The sequence below is a fragment of the uncultured Bacteroides sp. genome, assembly GCF_902472605.1.
GTDB lineage: Bacteria > Bacteroidota > Bacteroidia > Bacteroidales > Bacteroidaceae > Phocaeicola.
Map to the genome: position 1 here is coordinate 1 of NZ_CABROP010000034.1, position 22,355 is coordinate 22,355.

The window sequence follows — 22,355 nt, forward strand, 5'->3', positions numbered from 1 at the left end:
TTTACTGACGGAATCGGAAGAGGTCATCTGGCTTCTTCAGAAGTGTCATGTCCTGATGGATAGAATTATGTAAGAATACATGGAAAATTGACAATAAAAAATGGCATATGAAGATGATAGACCATAATCATTTCATATACCATCTTATTTTGGGGACATTTACTGAATATCCCTCTTTAGGGCGTCTGGTGGCATATAAGGGATTTTGTTTCCTGGTGGCGGCAGCCCGGTATCTGAGCGAGGATTATGTGGTGCTGATTGGCGGCACGGGAGCCTTGAAAGAGGACCTGGAACAGGAAATAGGGGATTTGAACCTGCAAGGGAAAGTCAAATTGTTGGGGCGTGTCAGCGACGAGGACTTACCGGCTTATTATGGGGCTTGCGACGTGTTCTGTATGAGCAGCGTGCAGAAGACGGAAGCCTTCGGTATCGTGCAGATAGAGGCGATGTCTTGTGGTAAGCCGGTAGTGGCGACGCGAATCCCTCAATCGGGGGTTGCCTGGGTGAACAAAGAGGGGATGTCCGGGCTCAATGTGGAACCGGGAAAGGCCCAGGAGCTGGCCAAGGCCATTGAGCAGATAACGGGAAATGCGGAAACTTATCAGAGGTTTTCCGAAGGGGCGAAAACGCGTTATCAGGAAATGTTCACGAAGGAACGTATGATAGAGAAATGTTTAACGATATACTTGGAGTTATGAAAAAGGTAAATGAAGAAGATATCATGTCGAAAGCCGTAATGGCATATATGGCAAGTGGTACTTATTGTTTTGGAGAAGGAATGTCGGTGACTTCCTGCAGGGTGAAGCGTGCGGTGGATGTAGCAGGAAGTCTGGTGGCATTGCTCGTTTTTTCACCGGTATTTTTGCTGATATCCTGGCTTATCAAACGGGAAGACGGCGGTCCTGTGATTTTTTCTCAGGAACGGATTGGATATAAAGGTAAACCGTTCACTTTGTATAAGTTCCGCTCCATGACGGTGGATTCGGAGGCGGACGGCAAGCCGGCCTTGTGTCAGAAAGACGATGCGCGGCTGACGAAAGTCGGACGTTTCCTGCGCGAGCACCATCTGGATGAGCTTCCTCAGCTGTGGAATGTGCTGAAAGGGGAGATGAGCTTTGTAGGCCCTCGCCCGGAACGGAAGTTTTTTGTGGACAAGATTAAGGCCATCAACCCGGATTATGAACTGTTGTACAAGTTGCGCCCGGGGTTGTTCTCGAAGGCTACGCTCTACAATGGGTACACCGATACGATGGAAAAGATGCTGGAACGTCTGCGGATGGATTTAGAGTATATGCGTACCCGTTCGTTGTGGGTGGATATCAAGATTATCTGGCTGACGGCGACGGCCATTTTAGGTGGAAAGAAATTTTAAAGAAATGTAAGACGATGGAGCAGAACAAGTTTGCAATACGCAACGGGTTGCAGTTGCGGAAGATAGGAAGCCGTTACATGGTGGTGGATATGTGTGAGGACAATGTGAATCTGAGCAATGTATACAGCCTGAATGGTACGGCGGCATGGATATGGGAACGGTTGGTGGAAGGTATCTCTTCGCCGGATGAACTGGCCGACCGTCTGTGTCAGGATTACCAGGTGGAACGGGAAAGAGCTTTCCACGACGTGGAAAACCAGTTGGCGGAATGGCAGAAGTTCGGTCTGGTGGTGATGGGAAAATAAAAGGACAAAACACTGAAATACAATCGGAAAGTGGAGAAGATACATGCGGCGTTGCTTGTGCTGTTGAGGGCCGGTTTGTGGGAGCGCGAAGTGGAGGATACCTCCTGTTTCCCGCTGACGGAAGAAGAGTGGAAAAAGGTTTATCTCTTGTCACGGCAGCAGACTGTGACCGGTGTCGTGTTTCAGGGAATCTTGTTGCTGGCCGAGGAGTTTTTGCCTTCGGAATCGTTGCTTGTGCGCTGGATGGCGGAAACGGATGCCATCGAGCGGAAGAACCGTCGGATGAATCAGGTGCTGGCATCGCTTGTCCAGATGTTCATTTCCATTGGAGTTAGTCCGGTGTTGCAGAAAGGACAAGGCGTGGCTTCCTTTTATGAAAAGCCTTTGTGGAGGGAGTGTGGCGACATTGATTTCTATTTTGAGAGCCAGCAGGAGTTTGAGAGGGCTTCGTATTTTGTACGCCGCTGTAAGCTGCAGGAAGAGAAAATGCCCGACCAGAGCGTTGCCTATACTTGGAAAGGCGTACAGATAGAACATCACACCCGGTTGCTGGATTTGCATAACCCTTTTCTGCGGTATTATGCCGGGCAACTAGTCAGTCAGTATGGTTACAGCCACATGGCTATAGGGAAAGAGAAAGAATTAGAAATCACGGTACCTTCCCCGGTGCTGAATCTGCTGCTGCAAAGTCTGCATATTTTGAAACATGCCCTCGGATGGGGTATCGGTCTGCGGCAGTTGTGCGACCTGGCTCGTACCTGTTACATCTTGTATCAGGAAGTCGATGCAGCGGAAATGAAAAAAATCTGTTTCCGCCTGGGACTGGGACGCTGGCACGGCCTGTTGCATGCCTGCCTGGTGGATCATCTCGGATTGCCGATGGAGTGTCTGCCTTATCCGGACAGGGCTTCCGAAGCTTCTCCTTTGCTGGATATTATCTGGAGGGGAGGTAATTTTGGACAGTTCGATGCGGAAAATCTGCGCCTGGCCGTTCCGCTGTGGAAACGGAAGTGGCAGACGGCCTGTGCTTTCCGAAGAAATATGGGATTTGCCTTCCACTATGCTCCGAAAGAAAGTTTCTGGATTGTATCCAGTTTATTAAAAGGACAATTCAAATGAGGATAAAATATAATTTTTCGGTAGCAGGTTTCACGTTGCAAATCAGTCTTCCCCGAGACTGGAACGTGGATGCCCTGCTGCCTTCTTTCCGTGCTTTCCGCTGTATGGATGAGGCGGGTGAGAGGTTGCTGACGTGTACGGTGTATGCGGCAGCGGAGAGGCCTTTTGGCGCGCTTCCCGATACTATGTTGGAAAGTACGGTCAGCGATATGGGCTATGTGAGTTTGTATAAATATAATGAAAGAGGAAGTGAGGGGTATTGCGTCACTCTTTCCTCAGAACAAAAAGGAAGATTGCATGTCATGCAGGCCGACGTTTTTTTTTCTACTGTCCAGGTATATTTGTATGATGACGAAAGGCTGGCAGGGCATGCACTGTCTTCCTTACTTCGTATTGCCTATTCGCAGGCGGTACTTTGCCACGGAGGTATTTCCATCCATGCGTCGGCGGTTTTTTGCGGGAACCGGACTTTCCTTTTCATGGGCAGAAGCGGAACCGGCAAAAGCACGCATGCGGCATTGTGGAGGAGATATGTGCCGGGCACGGAACTCTTGAACGATGATAATCCTACGATACGCTTGATTCAGGGAAAAGCCTATGCTTACGGTACGCCGTGGAGTGGTAAGACACCCTGCTACAAACCGCTTTGTTTTCCTTTGGGAGGAATGGTGCGTTTGAAGCAGGCTCCGGTGAACCGTTTTTATGGGCAGACAGAGGTGGAAGCCTTTGCAACCATTCTTCCGGGATGCTCTGTCATCCGTCAGGATGCGGTGTTGCGCTCCGCTCTGTATGATACGCTGGTGCAGTTGGCCGAACAGGTCCCGGTTGGTATGTTGGAATGCAAACCGGATGAAGAAGCGGCCGTAATGTGCCACCGTGCCTTGACGTCGTGTAATCCATGTGAATGAAACGAATAACACTTAATTATTATATACCTGGATTATGAGAAAAAAATCTTTTGTGTGGGCAAGCTTGCTTGTCCTGTTACTGTTGACTTCCTGCGCTTCACGCAAGAATTTCGTGTACTTGCAGGATATGGAAATGGGACTGAAATATCCCATTGAAAACAAATACGAGGCCGTGATTCATCAGGATGACCGCTTGAGCATTACGGTCAGTTGCAAGAATCCGGAGCTGGCCATCCCGTTCAACATCTACGACGGGACCTTCCGTGTGGGAACGGATGGAAGCGTGACAGCCGATGCCACGAGCAAGGTGAATGAGAAAGGCTACCGGGTGGATGTGGATGGAAACATCGATTTCCCGATTTTAGGCAAGTTGCACATCGAGGGTATGAAAGTGAGCGAAGTGCGCGATTTGATCAAGACCAAGATTGAAGAGGGAGAATACATGAAAGATCCGCTGGTGTCTATCGAATTCCTGAACTTCAAGTACACTGTGTTAGGAGCTGTGGGGAGTAGTGGTACTTACACGGTGGATGGTGACCGGGTGACGCTGTTGGAAGCGATTGCCAAGGCGGGCGACCTGTCGGCCAAGGCGAGAATAGACCGGGTGGCGGTGATTCGTGAGGTAGATGGCGAGCGACAGATGTTCATGCACGACTTGCGCAGCAAGGATATCTTTGACTCTCCTTGCTTCTACCTTCAGCAGAATGACATCGTGTATGTAGAACCCAAGTACAAGAAGAAAGACCACGAAGATCGAGGCTGGCAGATTGGTACTACTCTGTTGTCTGTGGTGACGGCAGTATGCTCTATTCTGTGGGCAATCAAGTAAAAGTAACGCTAATTATTTTTTCCAAACAATATGCAGACAACGAACTCTTCTAATAAAAACGACCAGGGACTTAACCTGGTGGATTTATTTGTCTATCTGGCTTCCAAATGGAAATGGTTCTTGCTTTCCGTCTTGATTTGCGGAGGCATCGCCTGGTATAATTATGCCCGTTCACCACTGGTGTATTTCCGTTCGGCTACGGTCATTATCAAGGACCCGTCGAACAAGACTTCCACTTCCGGGCTGGACCGTTTTGACAATATCATCAACAAGGTGAATGTGGCCAATGAAATCTTGCAGTTCCGCTCCAAGAAACTGATGCGTGAGGTGGTGCAGCGCATACACGCCGACGTGAGCTACCAGGTGGAGGAAGGCTTGCGCATGAACGAGCTTTACACACAGTCGCCCGTGCTGGTCAGTTTCCTGGATGTCTTGCCGGAGCAGAGTTTTTCGTTTACGATGACCCTGAAAAACGAGAAGACGGTTTCTCTGTCCGATTTTTCGGGCATCGCCGCCACTCCCCGTGACGTGAAATTGAACGATACGGTGGCCATCAGCAAGGGAATAAGCGTGGTAGTAACGGCTACGAATTATATGCAGAAGTCGTGGATAGACACACCGATACGCGTACGGAAACTTCCGGTAGAGGCCATGGTGAACTATTATAAGAACGGGTTGGGCATCCAGCAGGAAGAGGAAGAATCTTCCATTCTGACACTGGCCCTGAAAGACAACTCGCCGGCCCGTGCGGAAGATGTGCTGAACACCCTGATTACGGTGTACAACGAAGAAGCCATCAAGGAAAAGAACCAGGTGGCAGTGAATACCGCCAATTTCATCAGTGAGCGTCTGATTATCATCGAACGCGAGTTGGGTAACGTGGAATCTGACTTGGAATCGTTCAAGCAGCAGAACCAGATTGTGGATATTTCTTCTTCAGCAGGCATGTACATGAACGAGTCGCAGAAATACAGCTCGGACGCGTTGGAACTGGAAACACAGATTCGTCTGGCCGGCTTTATCAAGAGTTATCTGACCGACCCCAGCAAGGAAACCGACCTGATTCCGTCGAATACGGGTATCAGCGATATGAACATCGAGAACCAGATTGGCCTGTATAATGCGGCCAAGTTGAAGCGCGACCGTCTGATAGACGACAGTAGCGTGAACAACCCTGTGGTGAAGGAGCTGAACAACTCCTTGCGTGCCATGAAGCAGAGCATCATCCGGGCGGTAGACAACATGATTGTGAGTCTGGACGTGAAACGTAACGATGCGCAGAACCGCGAGATGCGGGCTCAGAGCCGTGTGACGGCCATCCCGACCAAGGAAAGAAAGATGCTGTCCATCGAGCGTCAGCAGAAAATCAAGGAGGCTCTTTATCTGTTCCTACTCAACAAACGTGAAGAGAATGCGCTTTCGCAGGCCATGGCCGACAACAATGCCCGTGTGATTGACGGGGCGGAAGGTAGCAACGCTCCGATTTCTCCCAAGCGGAACCGTATCCTGCTGTTAGGGGTGTTGATTGGGGTCGCTTTGCCGGGCGTGTTTTTCTTGGGTGTCCTTTTCATGGATACGCGGGTGCACGGACGGAAAGACGTGGAAGGTGCCACTTCCGTGCCTTATTTAGGCGAAATCCCGCTCGACAAGGAAGCGTTGAAAGAGCATGGAAAGGAGGCCTTTACCGTGAAAGAGCAGGGAGATGATATCGTGACCGAGGCTTTCCGTATTCTGCGTACCAACATGGCTTTCATGGCCAAGAAAGGCCAGCCGATGCAGGTCATCACTTTTACTTCGTTTAACACTGGTGCGGGAAAAACCTTCATTGCGCGCAACTTGGCCGCAAGTCTGGCTTACATGAAGAAACGGGTAATTATGGTCGACTTGGATATCCGTAAAGGTACCTTGAGCCGAGGGATGGGACATCATCATCACAAGGGAATAACCAACTACTTGTCGGACAATACCATTCAGGTGGATGAAATCATCCAGCAGAAAGAGCATTTCGACTTTATCGGTTCCGGACCGATAGCGCCCAATCCGGCCGAATTGCTGATGGATGCACGGCTGGACGAGTTGATGAATGAATTGCGTAGCCGCTATGATTATGTTATTGTGGACAATGTGCCGGTGGGACTGATTGCCGATGCCACGATTGCCAACCGTGTGACCGACCTGACCATTTTCGTGGTGCGTGCCGGCAAGCTTGATCGTCGTCAGTTGCCCGACATCGAACAGCTGTATCAGGAAAAGAAGCTGAAGAATATGGCGCTGGTACTGAACGGGGCCAATCCGGAACGTCACGGGTATGGTTATGGATATGGCTATGGTTATGGATACGGATATGGGTATGGCCATGAGAAAAAGAAAAAAAGAAGTTTGTTTTAAAATAAATGCGTATGGAAAAACTAAATGAGAGTGAAACCAATGATGAGAGAATGAAAAAATTATTAGTTAAACCTAAAAATTAGAATCTTATGAAGAATCAAAAGCAAAAAGAGTATGAAACTCCGCAGACCACCTTTGTGGAAGTGGAGTTGGAAGGCAATTTCTGTGCATCGGCCGATGTTCAAAATCCGAATGATGAGAAGACTGGACAAATTGAAAGCCACAAAGTAAACACAGATTTTGATTTTGATTTTGCTGATCAAACTTGGGATCAGCAATGAGGTAGATAACAATTAGAAAAATGAATATGCTTATGAAAACAAAGAAGTATTTCATGATATCTGCCCTTGCGCTCTTGGCTTGTAGTTGCCAGGACGAAGAACAAGGAGGTGTACAACCTACACCGGGGCAGGATGTGCAGTTTGGGGCTACGCTCGAACAAAGTGCAAGTCGTACCATTTACGGTGACGAAGCGAATGATGCTTTCCCTATTAATTGGGTGAATGGGGATGAAGTGGTTGTGTTCTCACCCGATTGTGCAAGCAATGGCGGAGTAGGCTCAGCTACCTATAAAGTGAATGTAGGTGAAGAAAATTCAGGGAAGCAGAACTATGCAAATAGTTTGGATAAGACCGGTGATATTGGTGTGCGTTGGGGCGACAATGAAACAGGTTCTTTCTATTCAATCTATCCTGCATCATCCTTATATACGAATGTTAGCAGTAACTGTAAAACTGTGACATTGACCATGCCGGCTCAGCAGGATAACACCTTTGAAAGAACATCAGATGGTAAAATAATAGCATATCCGGATATGCGAGCTTGCTTTATGTATGCCTATACTCCGGATGTACCAAGTGGTAATATTGTAAATTTGAAGTACAAGCCACTTTCTACAGCAATCCGTTTCAAATTGCAAGGCCCATTGAATAACGATAACGGTCCTGTAACCATAAATTATGTCAGAATCTACGCTCCGACGAGTACTGATATCAATGGTACTTATGAATTCACTGATGTTACAAATGGTAGCGGTATACCTGAGCCAAAAAGTGGCCTCAATTATGTAACCATGAATGTCGCTGATAAAAATGGTTCTTATCTGACATTAAGTGCCGGGGAAAGTGTTGAGCTGAATGCTTTTCTTCTGACCGGTAAGGAGATAACTATAGATAGCGATTGGTATATTGAGGTGGCTATCAGTGATGGTACTGTATTTACGAAGCATATTGTAGCAGATGCAAGTGCTACTTCAGAAGGTATGACGCTTGAACCTGGTATGATACACCGCTTGCCGGATCTTCCTCCATTGACACCTTCAGGCGAATGGGAGCCTGCTAACTGGATGAGAAATATTCAACGTAACGTGTACCTGTCAGAAATCTCTATTCCAGGTTCTTGGTATTCTTTGGATCAAGATTATCAGAGTGATATCCGCACTATAGATGGACAGTATAATCTCGGTGTTCGTGCATTCCATTTTGATACGAGATGGATTGCTGAACGTAATGGAAACACTTATACTCCTACAAGCTTAGGTGTAGCCGGTACAGCGGATAATTATGACACAGATAATGGTAGATATCTACAAGAAAACGGAAAAACCTTCGAGGTGGCTTTAGGAGAAGTGGTTGCTAATGTCAAGAGCGATGAATATATGGTTGTGATGTGCACCTTTGCTCAAGGTAGTGTGATAACTGGTGACTGGAGAAAAGCGATTAGTGATGCCTGTGATAAATATCCGGGCAAAATTGTCGAGGCAAGTTCTGTGAATGAGAATACCGTGGTAGGCGATGTACTGGGTAAGGTTATTGTGATTGTGAATACATACACTCCTGGCGAAGTGGCAAATAGTAAATGTTTGTTCTTCAATATGAGTCTTCTATTGTCTACAGATGAATTTGCGAAACCATATTTTGAAAAGCCATTACTTTGGTATAATATTACAAATTCAGGTATTACAATGTATGGTACTCATGCCCAAGCAACGAAAGATTTTGATGACAAAGGCGAGTATGATTCAGATCGTCAAAGTTATGTCCCGACAATAGATGAACGTAAAACGAAACTTCAGAATATCCTTACATGGTCTCAGAATAATTATGCTAAGAGAGATAACTATGTACATAATTGTTGGATTTATATGGGATTAGGTGGTTATGCAATTCCTAAATCTATATTTGATATTGGAGGTGATGATTACTACGCAGTATCTACTGATGCTAATGGACTTAACACCTGGATGGCTACGAAGGTTGAAGCTATGTATACAAACGAATCTTATTATCCTATCGGAATAGTTCTGATGAACTTTGTTGGTTTTAGCTATACTAGTAAGAACATCAGTTTGGTACAAAGAATCCTTGAGATGAACAGTATGTATCGTAAGGCATACGATCCACGACGTTCACCTGTTGACGGAGCCTTTATTGATGGCAGTACGGGCAGTAAAACAGTACAATCAGCCGCTCCGGGCTACAGCTCAGGTATGACGGACAACCAGACTGATGCTATTGGCTGGACCAGAAGTAGATAATCATTACTCTTTTTCACGGGGGACAGGTTTGCATACCTGTCCTGCCGTGAAAAATAATTCTAAAGTAAGGGAATAAATTTATTTCTATGCATAAATATTTAGGTATGGCTGCCGTCTTGTTGGCAGCACAAATATTGTTCTCTTGTTCAAAGGATGAATTGAGTTATAGTGAAAGCAGCGAGGGGCAGATCATAGCCCGTATCGCACAGCCTGCTACACGTACTGCCATGGGCAATGCGGTAGACGGAACGAATGCGGTGGGCATTGTATGGACCGACGGTGACAAAATCGGTGTGTTCGATGCTTCCGGTACTTCGCAGAAATGTTATGCCAAGGTGGGTCAAGGTACCGCAGCTACGGCATCTTTTGCGGCTTTCGGCACGACAGCTTTTGACGAACCTGTCTATGCCTATTATCCCTACAATGAGGCTAATGCATCCAATGACATTCATTCATTGGTGGGTGAACTTCCTTCTGAACAGAATATGGGTGATGGTGCCTTGCATGGCGACTATAAAATAGGTAGCGCCACTACACAGACAGCTGAGGGAGGTTATGAGTTTGAGTTCAAGCATCTCTTCTCAATGGCACGTATTACCATTGATGCCGCAGACACTCCGCTGAAGGATGAAAAGCTGAAAAGCCTCACGATGAGTGTCAGCCGTGGAGAGTCCGGTGTGCCTATTGCCGGAAACTTTACGTTCAATGCAGAAACCGGCAGTTGGAAGCAGACGGATGATGGAAAGAATTCCATTACGCTCACTTGGGATACAAATTCACCAAGTCTGGAGCAGGTATTTACTTGCTATATGAGTCTTTTCCCAGTTATTCGGACGGGTGACCTCTTCACTATCACCGTATCTACGGAAAATTACAAAGCAGAGTTTACCGCCAATAGTCTGACAAATTTCTCAGCTGAACAAATTTACACTTTCCCGGTGGTTCTTGAGAAGTATGAGACCATTATGGTGTATGACAAGGATGGGAATGCCGTACAAGGTAAATTTACCTGTGCCGCACTGAATGTGGACGGACTTCCAAGCATCATTAACAGTGGTGGACCTGGTTCTGATGGTACAGAAGCTATCGGTCACATTATGAACGGTCTTGGTTATGATTTCATTGCGGTTAGCGAGGATTTCGCTTATCATGATGAGTTGGCCAATGGCATGACCAATTACAACATGGGTACTTACCGAGGTTCTGTGTCTAATGCTTTTGGAAAGAATGATACGGACGGACTTGGCTTCTTCTGGAAGAAGGACGGAATCACAGCTACCGACGAAACCATAGTGGCGTTTGATGAGGCATACGGCGGACTTACTGGAGGTGCCAATGAATTGATAGATAAAGGTTTTCGCCATTATGTGGTGACGGTGGCAGAAGGTGTGACAGTAGATGTTTACATCACTCACATGAACACGTTCGGTGATGGTGGTAATACCGAAGATGACCCTTGGGTTCATGCCCAGCTTTCTCAGCTGCGTCAGTTGCGCGACTATGTGGTAGCAAAGGCGAAAGAAAACAATCGCCCAGCCATCATTATGGGAGATACCAACATGCGTTATACCCGTCATCAGATTGTGGACAACCTGATAACACCGGTTACAAGTGAGGGCTTGCAGATTGCCGATCCTTGGATAGAAATCCAACGTGGCGGTGTGTATCCTACTTGGAATACTACTTCATTGATGATACGTTCAAAATTTGGAGGAGGTAATACTGATATCCTATGTGCCGACGACCAGCGTGGGGAGGTGGTGGACAAAATGTGGTACATCAATGTGCCGGGTGCCGCCATACAGCTGAAAGCCATCAGTTGCATGAACGATGTGGAACATTTCGCAAAAAGCACTGAAGAGGTATCCTATTCTGGTGTAAATGTGGAGGATGAAGCCGGTAATATCCTGACCAATCAAAACGTAAGCTACACGAAAGTGAACGGTTATGCCGACCACTTCCCTGTGGTAGTAAGTTTTGAATACACGAATACCAGTGGAAATTAATCGGGCCAGCATCAACAGCGGAAGTTCCGTGACGGATGCGGAATAAACTAAAAAATACATTAACTAATACATAAAGTTATGATGAAGAAAACACTTTTTGCAGCCCTCGCGTTGGCGGCTGCAAGTCCTGCTCTGGCTCAGTCGGAGCAGACAACACAAAACGGTGATATCACGGAAAAAGTGGAATACACCGACGACAAATATAAAGTGGAAACCAACCACTTCTGGGACAACTGGTTCCTCACGGTAGGCGTGGGACCGCAGGTGATGTTCGGTGACCATGACAAGCAGATTGGGTTCGGCAAACGTATTTCGCCTTCGCTGGACATCGCGGTAGGTAAATGGTTCACTCCGGGCATCGGCGTGCGTTTGATGTACAACGGCCTTTCAATGAGAGGTGCTACCCGTTGGGGAGCAGCTCACTCAACCGGCGAACAGGTCCCCGACTGGGGCAGCGGTATGTATTACTCCAAGTTCAAGTATTACAACGTACGTGCCGATGTGTTGTTCAACCTTTCCAACCTGTTCTGCGGCTATCGTGAAAACCGTATTTGGAACAGCAGTTTCTATGGTGGTGTAGGTTATATGCGTACGTGGGAAGCTCCTACAGCTGGAGATGTGACCATGAGTGCTGGTTGGTTGAATACTTTCCGTCTGTGTGATGCCTTGGATGCCAACATCGACTTGCGGGCCTCCATGGTGGATGATGCCATCGACGGCGAAATCGGTGGATCGAAATTTGATGGGGTGCTGGGCGTAACCGTCGGCCTGACCTATAAGTTCAAACGTCGCGGATGGGACCGCAGCAAGACAGTTACCCGTTACGACCAGACGGAGGCCAATGCCTTGCGTGATCGCCTGAACCGTGCCAACGAGGAAAATGCTCGTCTGAAAGAGGCTTTGGCAAATGCTGAAGGCCAGCAGAAACAGGAAGTCATCAACAAGGTAATTGCTTCCAACCTGATAGTGTTCAAGATTGGCAAGACCAGTCTGTCGAAAGAGGCACGCGCCAACTTGCAGTTACTGGCTGAGGCTATCAAAGCGGGTGATTCCAAAGCTGTGTACACTATTACGGGTTATTCAGATGCGGCTACGGGCAGCAAGAAGAGAAACGAAGTGCTGAGTAAGAAACGTGCAGAAGCTGTGTATGACTGCTTGGTAAATGAATTTGGTGTTTCTGAGTCACAGCTCAAGGTAGATTACAAGGGTGGTGTAGACAACATGTTCTATGACGATCCTCGCTTGAGTCGTGCCGTGATCACACGTGCTAATTAATTTCTTGAAAGTTTCCCCTTTCCGGCCTAACAGGGGTTGGAAAGGGGATTTTTTGTGTAGAGGGGATAATGCAGACGGAACAGTTGTGGCTGAAGAATGCGCAGTTCTTTGACGAGATAGACAGGATGTTGCAGGACGGGCATTCCGTGACGATACGGGCGAAGGGAAGCAGTATGTTTCCGTTCATCCGGAATGAGCGTGACAGTGTGATATTGCAAGATAGCAAGGATATTGCCGTAGGAAGTATCGTACTGGCACGGTTGCAGAACAGAAGCTATGTGCTGCACCGGGTCTATCGGCTGGAAAAGGAAGCGATAGTGCTGATGGGCGACGGAAATCTGTATGCCACGGAGCGTTGCTGCCGGAACGAGGTGGTGGGCGTGGCCGTCAAGATCATACGCGACGGACGATATGTAGACTGCACCTCCCGAAAGGAGCTTTTCAAGGCGTGGGTGTGGCGGAAACTGCTTCCGGTACGCCGGGTCTTGTTGTTTATAGGCAGAAGGTGGTGGATATGAGGATAGGTGATTGTATCAAATGGTTGTGGAAAGCTTCTTGCGGTTTCCGGATACCGATGGTGGTGTATGCAGGGATGGGGGTGCTGTACGTCAGCATCTCTTTGTTTTTTGTGTATGTCTGTAAGCACCTGATTGACATTGCCACGGGGGTATCAGACGATGCACTGGGCACGTACATTGCGTGGATGATAGGGTGTCTGTTGGCCCAGCTGGCTTTTTCGGCGTTCAGAAGCTGCCTGGTCAGCCGTACGGAAACAGCGTTACAGAACGAGTTGCACCGGCGGCTTTTTGTGCGCCTGATGGGAAGCTGCTGGTCAGGACGGGAGAAGTTGCATACCGGCGACATGCTGAACCGGCTGGAAGAGGATGTACAGACCGTGACGGGGGCGTTGTGCAGTACAGTGCCTTCGGTCTTTATTACGCTTTTCCAGTTGTGCGGGGCCTTGTTCTTCCTTTCCCAACTGGACGTCCGGCTGACGGGTGTATTAGTGTGCATCATGCCGGTGGCTCTGCTGTTCAGCAAGAGCTATGTGCGGAAGATGCGCCGGTTGTCGCGCGAGATTCGCAACACGGACAGCCGGATACAGAGTCATTTGCAGGAGAACCTACAGCATCGGGTACTGATTCGTACGCTGGAATATACGGCCCAGGCGGTCCGTAAGCTGAGTACGGTGCAGACGGAACTGTGGGGAAAGGTAAAGCAGCGCACGGATTTTTCGGTGTTTTCCCGCTCCATGGTGCAGATTGGATTTATGACAGGTTATGCGGTGGCCTTCCTGTGGGGCGTGTTCGGTTTGCAACAAGGTACGGTGACTTTCGGTATGATGGCGGCGTTCTTGCAGCTCGTGGCGCAGATTCAGCGTCCGATGGTGGACCTGAGCCGGCAGATTCCGGCCTTCATCCGGATATTCACTTCGACGGAACGGTTGGTGGAACTGGAAGAACTGCCACAGGAACGGCAGGGGATGCCTGTACGCCTGGAAGGAGAAGTGGGAGTCCGCATGGAGAAAGTGTGTTATGCCTATCCTGGGAGCAGCCGGCAGGTACTGAAGAACTTTTCGCACGATTTCCCACCGGGAAGCCTGACGGCCATTGTGGGCGAGACCGGAGTGGGGAAGAGTACGTTGCTCCGTTTGGTGTTGGCTTTGTTGGAACCGGATAAGGGCAGGGTGGTTTTCTATCACGGCAGCCGAGAGGTGGAAGCTTCGCCGCAGACGCGTTGCAACCTGTCGTATGTGCCGCAGGGCAATACGCTGGTGAGCGGTACCATCCGTGAGAACCTGCAAATGGGAAATCCGGAAGCGACGGAGGAAGAGATGAGGCAGGCGCTTCATTTGGCGGTAGCCGATTTTGTGTTCGCTTTGCCCGATGGATTGGAAACGCTGTGCGGGGAGCGTGGCGCGGGACTGAGTGAAGGTCAGGCCCAACGGATTGCCATCGCCCGGGGACTGCTTCGTCCGGGAAGCATCCTGCTGCTGGATGAGCCGACTTCTTCGCTCGACAGCGAGACGGAACAGCTATTGTTGCAGCGTTTGTCGGGCCAGCTGGAGGGAAAGACATTGATTCTGATCAGTCACCGCGAAGCCATCGCACGGCTGTGTACGTCGGTGGTCTGGATGAAGAAGCAATAAAATTTGACTATGATTTGACAGCAAAGGAGCTGCGTCGCCTTGGGGGGATGCAGCTCCTTTTTTTATGCTATAGCCTAACGGCTATCTTTTTCCCGAATCGGATATCGTTTATTGCGGATTCTGAACCAAATTGCTGTTGGTCAGCATAGCCTTGTTCGGAATCGGGAAAAGGTTTCTGTTCGGGTTGCTCTTGTCGTGTGAGAACCAAGACTTCGTGGTGAAGACTCCGAAACGGACCATATCCTGGCGGCGTCTGCCTTCCTGACAGAATTCCCATCCTAATTCGTCCAGGAAACGGCCATACTTGATGTCCGCTCCGCCTTCGTGAGTTTCCATGTTGGTATCCCGACGTCCGTAGTCATAGCAGCTTCCGCCTTCCAGTTCCGCATCGGTTACGATTGCTTTATTCGGGTCTTCAAAAGCACGTTTACGTACTTCGGTGACCAGTGCGCCGGCTCCAGGCTGTCCGGAACGCATCAGAGCTTCTGCTTTCATCATCAGTACATCAGCATAGCGGAGCAACGGCCAGTCGTTGCTTAGACGGTTGGTAATACCTTTGGCATATTCAAATTTACCCCAGCGGTAGCCGTGTCCGGAGTCAGAACTTTCAATGGAAGGTACTTCATTGATATAGATGAGTTGTCCTTTGCCGTCACTGCGTTGCAGCGGTTCGCCGGATGCTGTGAGCTGAGGCCCTTGGATATAATTCTCTTTCAGGCGCAGGTCGTCCGGGTCGAAAGAATCGATGAACTGAGGAATGGCACATACACCTCCCCACGGTCTTTCGGTGAACTGATAAGTATCCTGGTTTTCGGCAGCTAACGTATACATGTGGAAGTCGAAATCATTCCATCCCGTCACGTAGATTTCATCGAAGGGAAGAGCGAAGATGATTTCCTTGGAATTCTCGTTCTGAGTGATGAACACGTTTTTCTGCTTTTCTTCCAGTCCGTATTCGTTCGTAGCGTTTGCAAAGTCAATCACAGCCTGACATTCGTCGATGCAGTCTTGCCAGTGAGCTTCTCCGGCCCAGATTTCCGCATTCAGATACATCTTGGCCAGCAGGGTGTGGGCAGCCCACTTGTTGAAACGTCCGTAGTAGTATCCTCTCGGAGTTTCAGAAAGCAGGTCGATGTTGTCCTTGATTTCTTTCACGATAAAATCGAACACTTCTTTGCGGGTAGCCTGCTTGGGGAGCGATTCATCCTTGAAGTCGGTTACCAGAGGCACATTTCCATAGAGGTCGATCAGGATGTAATAGTAGGAGGCACGCAACACCTTCAGTTCGGCTATCAATGCAGCTTTGGTGTCGTCTTCCACGTTAATGGTACCTTCTTCTATCTGCGAAAGGATACGGTTGCAGGTGTTCACTCCGTTGTAGGTACGTTCCCATCCTTGCAACACACCGTCGTCTTCCGTGGTCCAGGTATGCTGGTGCCAACGCTTGTAGATGTATCCGTCTACCCATCCTGTACCGTCGCGTGCCGGAATCACATCCTGGTCGGCACACAGTTCCTGTGAACGGACTACACCGTTCCATTGCAACAAGGTCTCTCTCCAAGGGATATAAGCTGCGTTTACCAGGTAGCTGACTTCTTCTTCTGTCTTCGGAGAGTATTTGCTGGACACTACCTGTCCATAGCTGTCGTCCAATAAGCTGGTACATGCCGTACTGCCAATCAAGGCTGAAGTGAGCAGGCATGTGGAAAATAATCTGATTATATTTTTCATGGTTCTTTACTTTTAAATTAGAATTTTACGTTGACACCTAATGTAAATGAGCGTATGCTTGGATAGCGGTCGCGGGTGTCGTATCCAGGAGTCAGTCCGTCGGTAGAAACTTCCGGGTCGATGCCTTTGTATCCGGTGATGGTCAGGGCATTCAGTACGGAACCGTAGATACGCAATGACTTGATGTATTTGCCGAGCTGGCCGAAGTTGTAACCCAGCGTGATGTTGTCAATCTTCCAGTAGTCACCGTCTTCCACATAGTAGCTGTTGAATTCCGGTTCCACTTCCGGGCTCAGGGTATGCTTGCCGAATACCAGGTCGTTGACTGATTTCAGTCGGTTTTCCATACGGGCGTTCTTCACGTTCTCGTAGTTCATACGGGCACCGTTGATAATCTGGAAGCCGAAGGCGCCACGCATGGTGATAGACAAATCAAAATTCTTGTAGCGGAAGTTGTTGTTCCATCCTGCATAGTATTTTGGAAGTCCGTTACCGATGATGTGCTTGTCTTCCGGTGCATGTGTGAAGTCTTTGTAGTTTATCAGGTCGCCATTGCGGTCTTCGTAGATCCAGCGTCCTTCTTCGTCTACGTCTACTACCTTGAAACCGTAGAAGTTACCGATGCTTTCGCCCACCTGTACGCGGTGTGAGTCTGCCACCTGTCCGGAGTATTCCACTGTTCCTGTGTTGAAGTAGTCATATTCTGATTTAAAGATACTTCCTGACAGACTTTCCAGTTTGTTGGAGTTGAATGAGAAAGTACCGGTGGTGCTCCATTCAAAGTCTTTGGTCTGTACCGGAATTACATTGACCAGGATTTCCACACCCTTGTTTCTCATCTTACCGCCATTGGCTGTAGTGGTGTTGTACAAGTTGGGAGGAGTCGGTACGGCATAGTCATAAATCAATCCGTCTACCAGTCGGTTGTAGTAGTCGATGCTACCAGAGAGACGTCCTTCCCAAGAAGACCAGTCGATACCGATGTTGGTTTCTTTTTTCTCTTCCCAGCGTAAATCGGGATTCGGGTTGGAAGCCGGTACAATGGTTTGAATCCAGCTGCTGTTTACATAGGCGTAAGAACCGTATTTCAGCATGGCTACTCCCAAGAATCCGTTTTTAGGTTGTGAACCAGTGACACCGTAACCTACTCTCAGTTTCAAGTCATTGAAGATGTGCTGGTTTTTCATGAACGGTTCTTCCGTGATTCTCCAACCGAATGAGACGGACGGGAACAATCCCCAAGCGTTGTCCGTACCCCAGAGCTGGCTGGCACCTTCATAACGTAGAGCAGCCATGAACAGATAGCGTTCTTTCCAGGAATAGGTGGCACGACCGAAGAAACCGATCAGGTTGGTCGAAGTCTTGCTGGAGCCTGCAGAAGCTTTTCCTTCTTTCAAGGCAGAACCGATGCCGATGTTGTGCCAACCACCGAAATAGTCATCCTGGAAACCGTAGTTGTCGAACCACATTTCTTCATAGTCTGTTTCGTCGTAGCTGTAACCTCCCAAGATAGAGAATTTATGGTCGTTGATGGTCTTGTTGTATTGTGCGGTCAGTTCCATCAGCTTTTCCATTTCGGTATACGCACCGACAGACGACCAGCCGTTCTTATGGTCACGAAGGGCGGAGATGTGGTTCTGTGTTTCACTGTATCCGCGGTTCATGTTTTCACGTGTGTAAGAGAACATGGCCTGCAGGGTCAGGTCTTTGATGGGATTGTAGGTGATGTTTCCGTTGTAGCGCAATTCTGTTTTCTTTACGTTTCCGTCTGATTCATAGAGCAGAGCCAACGGGTTTTCATATTCAAATTTGTTGACGTTTTCATACCAGGTACCGTCCGGGTTGCGTACGGGTTCGGTCGGGTTTCGTCGGGTAGCCTGTGAGTAGACACCGCCGCGGAAACTTCCTCCGTTCTGGGTAGATTCCATCTGGCTTTTCTTTCCGAAAACGCCGAATTTCAGTTTCACTTTGTCGTCGAACATACGGTGTGTCACTTCTATTCTTCCCTGGAAGTTGTCGAAGTCTGATTTTTTCATGGTTCCCTGACGGTCTGCGTAGTTGAGGTTGGCAATGTAGCTGGTCTTGGAATTACCACCCATCAATGAGAGGTTGTGTACATGAGAAATAGGGGTACGGCTGATTTCATCCACCCAGTCGGTGTTGTATCCGTAGTCATAATCCGGATAGAGAGCGGCAAATTCGCGTCCGTTGAGCATTTCCAGCCGTTTGGCCATCATGGCAGTGCTGACGTAGCCACTGTATTCTACAGAGCAGATATCGCCTCCTTTTGACTGCTTGGTAGTGATGAGGATGACACCGTTTGTACCACGGGTACCGTAGATGGCGGCAGCGGAACCGTCTTTCAGTACGTCTACGCTTTCCACGTCTTCAGGAGCCACTGTGCTCAAGGTTCCGGGGATACCGTCAATCAATACCAAAGGGGCTGTGTTGGCTCCACCGATGGTGTTGGTTCCACGGAGGCGGATCTGAGTTTCTCCGGCAGGGTCACCACTCGGGTTGGTGATGGCCAGTCCGGCTACTTTTCCTTGAATCAGCTGGCCGACATCCTTTACGGCTCCTTTGACGAAGTTATCTGATTTGACGCTGGAAATGGCACTGGTTACATCTCCTTTGCGCTGGGTTCCGTAACCGATGACTACTACCTCATCCAGCATTTCATTGTCTTCTTTCAATATTACTTTTACCACCGATTTGGCCGGTACTTCTTGGGTTACATACCCGATGTAGGAAATGACGAGTGTGGAGTTGGCCGGTGCATTGAGAGTGAACTGTCCGTCGAAGTCGGTAATGGTACCTTGTGTGGTGTTCCCCTTTATCACTACGCTGGCTCCAATGATGGGTTCTCCTTTGGTGTCGGTCACATTTCCTTTAACGGACAGGTCTTGTCCCCATCCTACGGTTGCCCAACATAGAAAAAGAACTGTGGCAATGACAGTCTGAAGCCATGAATGACATGGCTTTCTTTTACATGCATGTTTCATAAATATAGGTTTTAAAAGGTTATAAAATAGAATTATAAAAAGGTTCGGTCTAAATAATCCTATAGGAGGAGTGTAATGTGTTTCGTATTAGTGTGGATGGTGTTTTTAAAGAAGGTGCGGGACTCCTCAAACCGCACCTTCTCTGAGAATGTGTCTTACAGTTTTATAGAAATCTTTTTACCCGTATAAGTCACTTTCTTGTCGGGTTTCACCGTGACGGTTTCAGCCGACTGTTTGCCCGGCTGCATCAGGGTGATACAGAAATTGCGTTTTTTCAGCATGTGCGGGAATTCTCCCTGACGGTTGTCAATGGTCAGCGTGCGGGTCGCATCGTTCCAGTGGAAGCGGATGGTAGAGAACGCTCCCTTTTCGTAATTGTAGTTGTCGAACTCGTCTTCGTAGAGGGTGAATTCGCCGTCGGCTCCCGGATAAACACAGATGTCCAGGTTATCCCATTTCTTTTCGGTAGAGTATTGTACCTTCGGACCTAAGGGCAGGATGCTTCCGGCCTTGATGTAGAGCGGCAGGATGTCTACCGGGCATTCCCGCTGGATATCTTGTCCGCCTTCCACGGTTTCGTTGGTCCAGAAATCAATCCATTTCGTGCCTTTCGGCAAGTATACTTTCACTGGAGCGGAAGCCTTGGCCACGTCGGGTACGGTAGTTACGCCTTTGTTGCCTTCCACCTTCTTGGTGTACAGCGGTTCGGTGACCGGACGTACCAAAATCTGCTTGCCGAAGAGGTATTCATTGTCCAGCAGGATGGCCTTGCGGTCGGTAGCGAAGTCCATCACTAACGGGCGCATCATGCAGCCGTCTTCCTGTACCACGGCTCCGTTCAGGCTATATGTATAAGGTAAGAGGCGGTAGCGGAGTTCGATGATGCGTTTCTGTGCGTCGTAGGCCCAGTCGCCTTCCTTGCCGAAGAGGTCGATTTCGTTCAGCATCGGTGAAGAGCAGTGGTTACGCATCAGCGGCATGAAACAGCCCCACTGGAACCAGCGTACATGCAGTTCCTGGTAAGCTACGTTGGTGCAGTCGTTGTTGTATTCCCAGCCGAAGAAGCCTCCTAAGTCTGTATTCCAGAACGGGATGCCGCAAAGCGTGAAGTTCAGTCCGGCCGGAATCTGCTGGCGGAGTACGTCCCAGCTCGATACCACGTCGCCGCTCCAGCTCAGGGCACCGTAGTGCTGCTGGCCCAGGTAGCCCGAACGGGTCATCTGGAACACACGTTTGGCATCCGATACGGCGCGCTGGTGTTCATAGATACCCCGGTTGTGCGACAGCGGGAAGGCATTGTGTACGGAACGGAAGGAGCCGTCGGCCGTTTGCAGGTCGAAGTCGCTTTCCTTGGGGTTCAGGTGGTCGGGTTCCGTAGAGTCGGTCCACCAGGCATCGATGCCCATCTGATGCAAGTGGCTGAGATAACGCCAGTAGAGGTCGCGTGCATCCTTGTTGAACGGGTCGTACGGATGAGCGCCTGATTTGGGCGGCCAAGTTTCGAATTTCAACAAGGCACCCATCTTGTCGAGTTCCTTGTACTGGTCGGTCCACGGTCCGAAGCTGGCCCATACGGAAATCATGAGGTGGGCATTATTCTTGTGTACATATTCCACCATCTCTTCCGGGCTCTTGAAGCGTGGTTTCGGATAGCGGGCGTTCTTGTCTTCGTCGTTCGGCAGGTAGCGCAGGGCTGCCGGATCGTCCATCTTGTTGATGTAGCGCGGGTTCATGAACTTCATGGCGTTCCAGTTGGAGTCGCATCCCCAGTACTGCCAGTCCTGTACGATACCGTCGAGAGGGATTTCGAGCTTGCGGTACTTGTCAAGCACGCCGCAGAGTTCGTCGGGGCTCTTGTAGCGTTCGCGACACTGCCAGTAGCCCATGGTCCAGAGCGGGAACATGGTGGCCTTTCCCGTCAGGTCGCGGATACAGGCAATCACGCCGTCCTGCGTACCGTCTTTATAAAGGAAATAATAGTCGGAGCAAAGGCCTACCTGTGAAGAGAATGAGGTTTCGTAGGGGGTGTCACTGAAATCGGAAATACCCGGATTATCCCAGTACACACCATAACCCTTTTCGGAAGTGAAATAGGGGATACAGATATTGGTGTTGCCGTTTGACAGGTGAATCTGCTGGTTGCGGTGGTTCATGGCTCCACTTTGGCGTTGTCCCAGTCCGTAGATGGCTTCATCGGGTGCAAGGCTGAAGGCCTGGCTTACGGTATACGCGTCGCGGTTGACATCTTTCCGGGGGATAAAGTTGGTGCCTTCTACTTTTTCATTTAATAAGGTTTTTCCTTTTTCATCGGTGTAAGTCACTTTTCCGGTAGCCACATCCAAGGTCACCTTTATCTTTCCGGCGGTCATGCATACCGTATTCCCGTTTTGAGTGTAGGCAATCTCCACTTTCTCCGGTGTCTTGATGACGGGATAACTTTTCTTCTCGGGCATTTCGGCCGAAGGATATTTCACGATGCGCACGATGGAAGGAGAGTAGAAAATCACTTCCCCGTTCAATACAGGTTGTGCGGTCTGGAACTTTCCCCCTTGAGCAGTCTTTTCAAAATGCTGCGCGAAGGAGGACATGCAAGAGGCCAGTGCGGCCAGAAACAGAATTTCTTTTCTCATGTTGTCAATTTGTTTTTCGGAGTTTATCACTAAGGTTGACGTCACCAAATGTAAAAAGATTCTTTGGTGAGGCGGAGAAAAGAATGTGCCAAAGAGCGGCATAAA

General features: G+C 48.9%; 16 protein-coding genes. 13 read left to right on the top strand and 3 right to left on the bottom strand.

Annotated elements, in window-relative coordinates:
* Positions 1 to 149: 149 nt before the first annotated feature.
* The 13 genes from RDP42_RS08930 (at position 150) to RDP42_RS08990 (ending at position 14,887) form a co-directional block, all read left to right on the top strand.
* Positions 150 to 698, top strand: a complete 549-nt coding sequence (locus RDP42_RS08930) for a glycosyltransferase (RefSeq protein ID WP_308763391.1) — start codon at positions 150 to 152, stop codon at positions 696 to 698.
* A 47-nt stretch (positions 699 to 745) separates the two neighbouring features.
* A complete protein-coding gene (locus tag RDP42_RS08935) occupies positions 746 to 1,372 on the top strand; it encodes a sugar transferase (RefSeq protein WP_374046968.1) in 627 nt (208 codons plus the stop codon).
* A gap of 14 nt (positions 1,373 to 1,386) precedes the next feature.
* The gene (locus RDP42_RS08940; protein WP_308763392.1) at positions 1,387 to 1,677 is read left to right on the top strand and encodes a PqqD family protein; all 291 of its coding nucleotides are present in this window, start codon (positions 1,387 to 1,389) and stop codon (positions 1,675 to 1,677) included.
* A 30-nt stretch (positions 1,678 to 1,707) separates the two neighbouring features.
* Positions 1,708 to 2,796, top strand: coding sequence for a nucleotidyltransferase family protein (locus RDP42_RS08945; RefSeq protein WP_308763393.1), 1,089 nt, complete (start codon positions 1,708 to 1,710; stop codon positions 2,794 to 2,796).
* Positions 2,793 to 3,704 carry a phosphoenolpyruvate carboxykinase gene (locus RDP42_RS08950; protein WP_308763394.1) on the top strand — a complete coding sequence of 304 codons (912 nt, stop codon included), beginning with the start codon at positions 2,793 to 2,795 and terminating at the stop codon, positions 3,702 to 3,704. Before RDP42_RS08945 ends, RDP42_RS08950 begins: the two co-directional genes overlap by 4 nt.
* A gap of 34 nt (positions 3,705 to 3,738) precedes the next feature.
* A complete protein-coding gene (locus RDP42_RS08955) occupies positions 3,739 to 4,533 on the top strand; it encodes a polysaccharide biosynthesis/export family protein (RefSeq protein WP_308763395.1) in 795 nt (264 codons plus the stop codon).
* A 30-nt stretch (positions 4,534 to 4,563) separates the two neighbouring features.
* Positions 4,564 to 6,921, top strand: coding sequence for a polysaccharide biosynthesis tyrosine autokinase (locus tag RDP42_RS08960; RefSeq protein ID WP_308763396.1), 2,358 nt, complete (start codon positions 4,564 to 4,566; stop codon positions 6,919 to 6,921).
* A gap of 89 nt (positions 6,922 to 7,010) precedes the next feature.
* The gene (locus RDP42_RS08965; RefSeq protein WP_308763397.1) at positions 7,011 to 7,202 is read left to right on the top strand and encodes a hypothetical protein; all 192 of its coding nucleotides are present in this window, start codon (positions 7,011 to 7,013) and stop codon (positions 7,200 to 7,202) included.
* Positions 7,203 to 7,234: 32 nt separating this feature from the next.
* Positions 7,235 to 9,457 (top strand): hypothetical protein, encoded by a 2,223-nt coding sequence (locus tag RDP42_RS08970; RefSeq protein WP_308763398.1) that lies wholly within the window; start codon positions 7,235 to 7,237, stop codon positions 9,455 to 9,457.
* Positions 9,458 to 9,543: 86 nt separating this feature from the next.
* Positions 9,544 to 11,463, top strand: a complete 1,920-nt coding sequence (locus RDP42_RS08975; RefSeq protein ID WP_308763399.1) for a fimbrillin family protein — start codon at positions 9,544 to 9,546, stop codon at positions 11,461 to 11,463.
* 78 nt (positions 11,464 to 11,541) lie between these two features.
* Entirely contained in the window at positions 11,542 to 12,738 is a 1,197-nt protein-coding gene (locus RDP42_RS08980; RefSeq protein WP_308763400.1) for an OmpA family protein, read from the top strand.
* Positions 12,739 to 12,806: 68 nt separating this feature from the next.
* The gene (locus RDP42_RS08985; protein WP_308763401.1) at positions 12,807 to 13,256 is read left to right on the top strand and encodes a S24/S26 family peptidase; all 450 of its coding nucleotides are present in this window, start codon (positions 12,807 to 12,809) and stop codon (positions 13,254 to 13,256) included.
* Complete coding sequence (locus RDP42_RS08990) at positions 13,253 to 14,887, top strand: ABC transporter ATP-binding protein (protein WP_308763402.1); 1,635 nt, start codon at positions 13,253 to 13,255, stop codon at positions 14,885 to 14,887. The genes RDP42_RS08985 and RDP42_RS08990 overlap by 4 nt, the downstream gene beginning before the upstream one ends.
* A gap of 108 nt (positions 14,888 to 14,995) precedes the next feature.
* Here the strand turns inward: RDP42_RS08990 and RDP42_RS08995 are convergent, their stop codons facing one another.
* From RDP42_RS08995 to RDP42_RS09005, 3 genes are all read right to left on the bottom strand, one after another.
* Positions 14,996 to 16,618, bottom strand: coding sequence for a RagB/SusD family nutrient uptake outer membrane protein (locus tag RDP42_RS08995; RefSeq protein ID WP_303912513.1), 1,623 nt, complete (start codon positions 16,616 to 16,618; stop codon positions 14,996 to 14,998).
* 17 nt (positions 16,619 to 16,635) lie between these two features.
* The gene (locus tag RDP42_RS09000) at positions 16,636 to 19,620 is read right to left on the bottom strand and encodes a TonB-dependent receptor (RefSeq protein WP_308763403.1); all 2,985 of its coding nucleotides are present in this window, start codon (positions 19,618 to 19,620) and stop codon (positions 16,636 to 16,638) included.
* 155 nt (positions 19,621 to 19,775) lie between these two features.
* Positions 19,776 to 22,250 (bottom strand): TIM-barrel domain-containing protein, encoded by a 2,475-nt coding sequence (locus RDP42_RS09005; RefSeq protein ID WP_308763404.1) that lies wholly within the window; start codon positions 22,248 to 22,250, stop codon positions 19,776 to 19,778.
* Positions 22,251 to 22,355 lie beyond the last annotated feature (105 nt).

What these genes read in the sequence shown, in the direction of transcription:
- RDP42_RS08935 (WP_374046968.1), top strand. Translation starts at nt 746, where the DNA reads ATGGCAAGTGGTACTTATTGTTTTGGAGAAGGAATGTCGGTGACTTCC.
- RDP42_RS08940 (WP_308763392.1), top strand. Translation starts at nt 1,387, where the DNA reads ATGGAGCAGAACAAGTTTGCAATACGCAACGGGTTGCAGTTGCGGAAG.
- RDP42_RS08950 (WP_308763394.1), top strand. Translation starts at nt 2,793, where the DNA reads ATGAGGATAAAATATAATTTTTCGGTAGCAGGTTTCACGTTGCAAATC.
- RDP42_RS08955 (WP_308763395.1), top strand. Translation starts at nt 3,739, where the DNA reads ATGAGAAAAAAATCTTTTGTGTGGGCAAGCTTGCTTGTCCTGTTACTG.
- RDP42_RS08960 (WP_308763396.1), top strand. Translation starts at nt 4,564, where the DNA reads ATGCAGACAACGAACTCTTCTAATAAAAACGACCAGGGACTTAACCTG.
- RDP42_RS08965 (WP_308763397.1), top strand. Translation starts at nt 7,011, where the DNA reads ATGAAGAATCAAAAGCAAAAAGAGTATGAAACTCCGCAGACCACCTTT.
- RDP42_RS08970 (WP_308763398.1), top strand. Translation starts at nt 7,235, where the DNA reads ATGAAAACAAAGAAGTATTTCATGATATCTGCCCTTGCGCTCTTGGCT.
- RDP42_RS08975 (WP_308763399.1), top strand. Translation starts at nt 9,544, where the DNA reads ATGCATAAATATTTAGGTATGGCTGCCGTCTTGTTGGCAGCACAAATA.
- RDP42_RS08980 (WP_308763400.1), top strand. Translation starts at nt 11,542, where the DNA reads ATGATGAAGAAAACACTTTTTGCAGCCCTCGCGTTGGCGGCTGCAAGT.
- RDP42_RS08985 (WP_308763401.1), top strand. Translation starts at nt 12,807, where the DNA reads ATGCAGACGGAACAGTTGTGGCTGAAGAATGCGCAGTTCTTTGACGAG.
- RDP42_RS08990 (WP_308763402.1), top strand. Translation starts at nt 13,253, where the DNA reads ATGAGGATAGGTGATTGTATCAAATGGTTGTGGAAAGCTTCTTGCGGT.
- RDP42_RS08995 (WP_303912513.1), bottom strand. Translation starts at nt 16,618, where the DNA reads ATGAAAAATATAATCAGATTATTTTCCACATGCCTGCTCACTTCAGCC.
- RDP42_RS09000 (WP_308763403.1), bottom strand. Translation starts at nt 19,620, where the DNA reads ATGAAACATGCATGTAAAAGAAAGCCATGTCATTCATGGCTTCAGACT.
- RDP42_RS09005 (WP_308763404.1), bottom strand. Translation starts at nt 22,250, where the DNA reads ATGAGAAAAGAAATTCTGTTTCTGGCCGCACTGGCCTCTTGCATGTCC.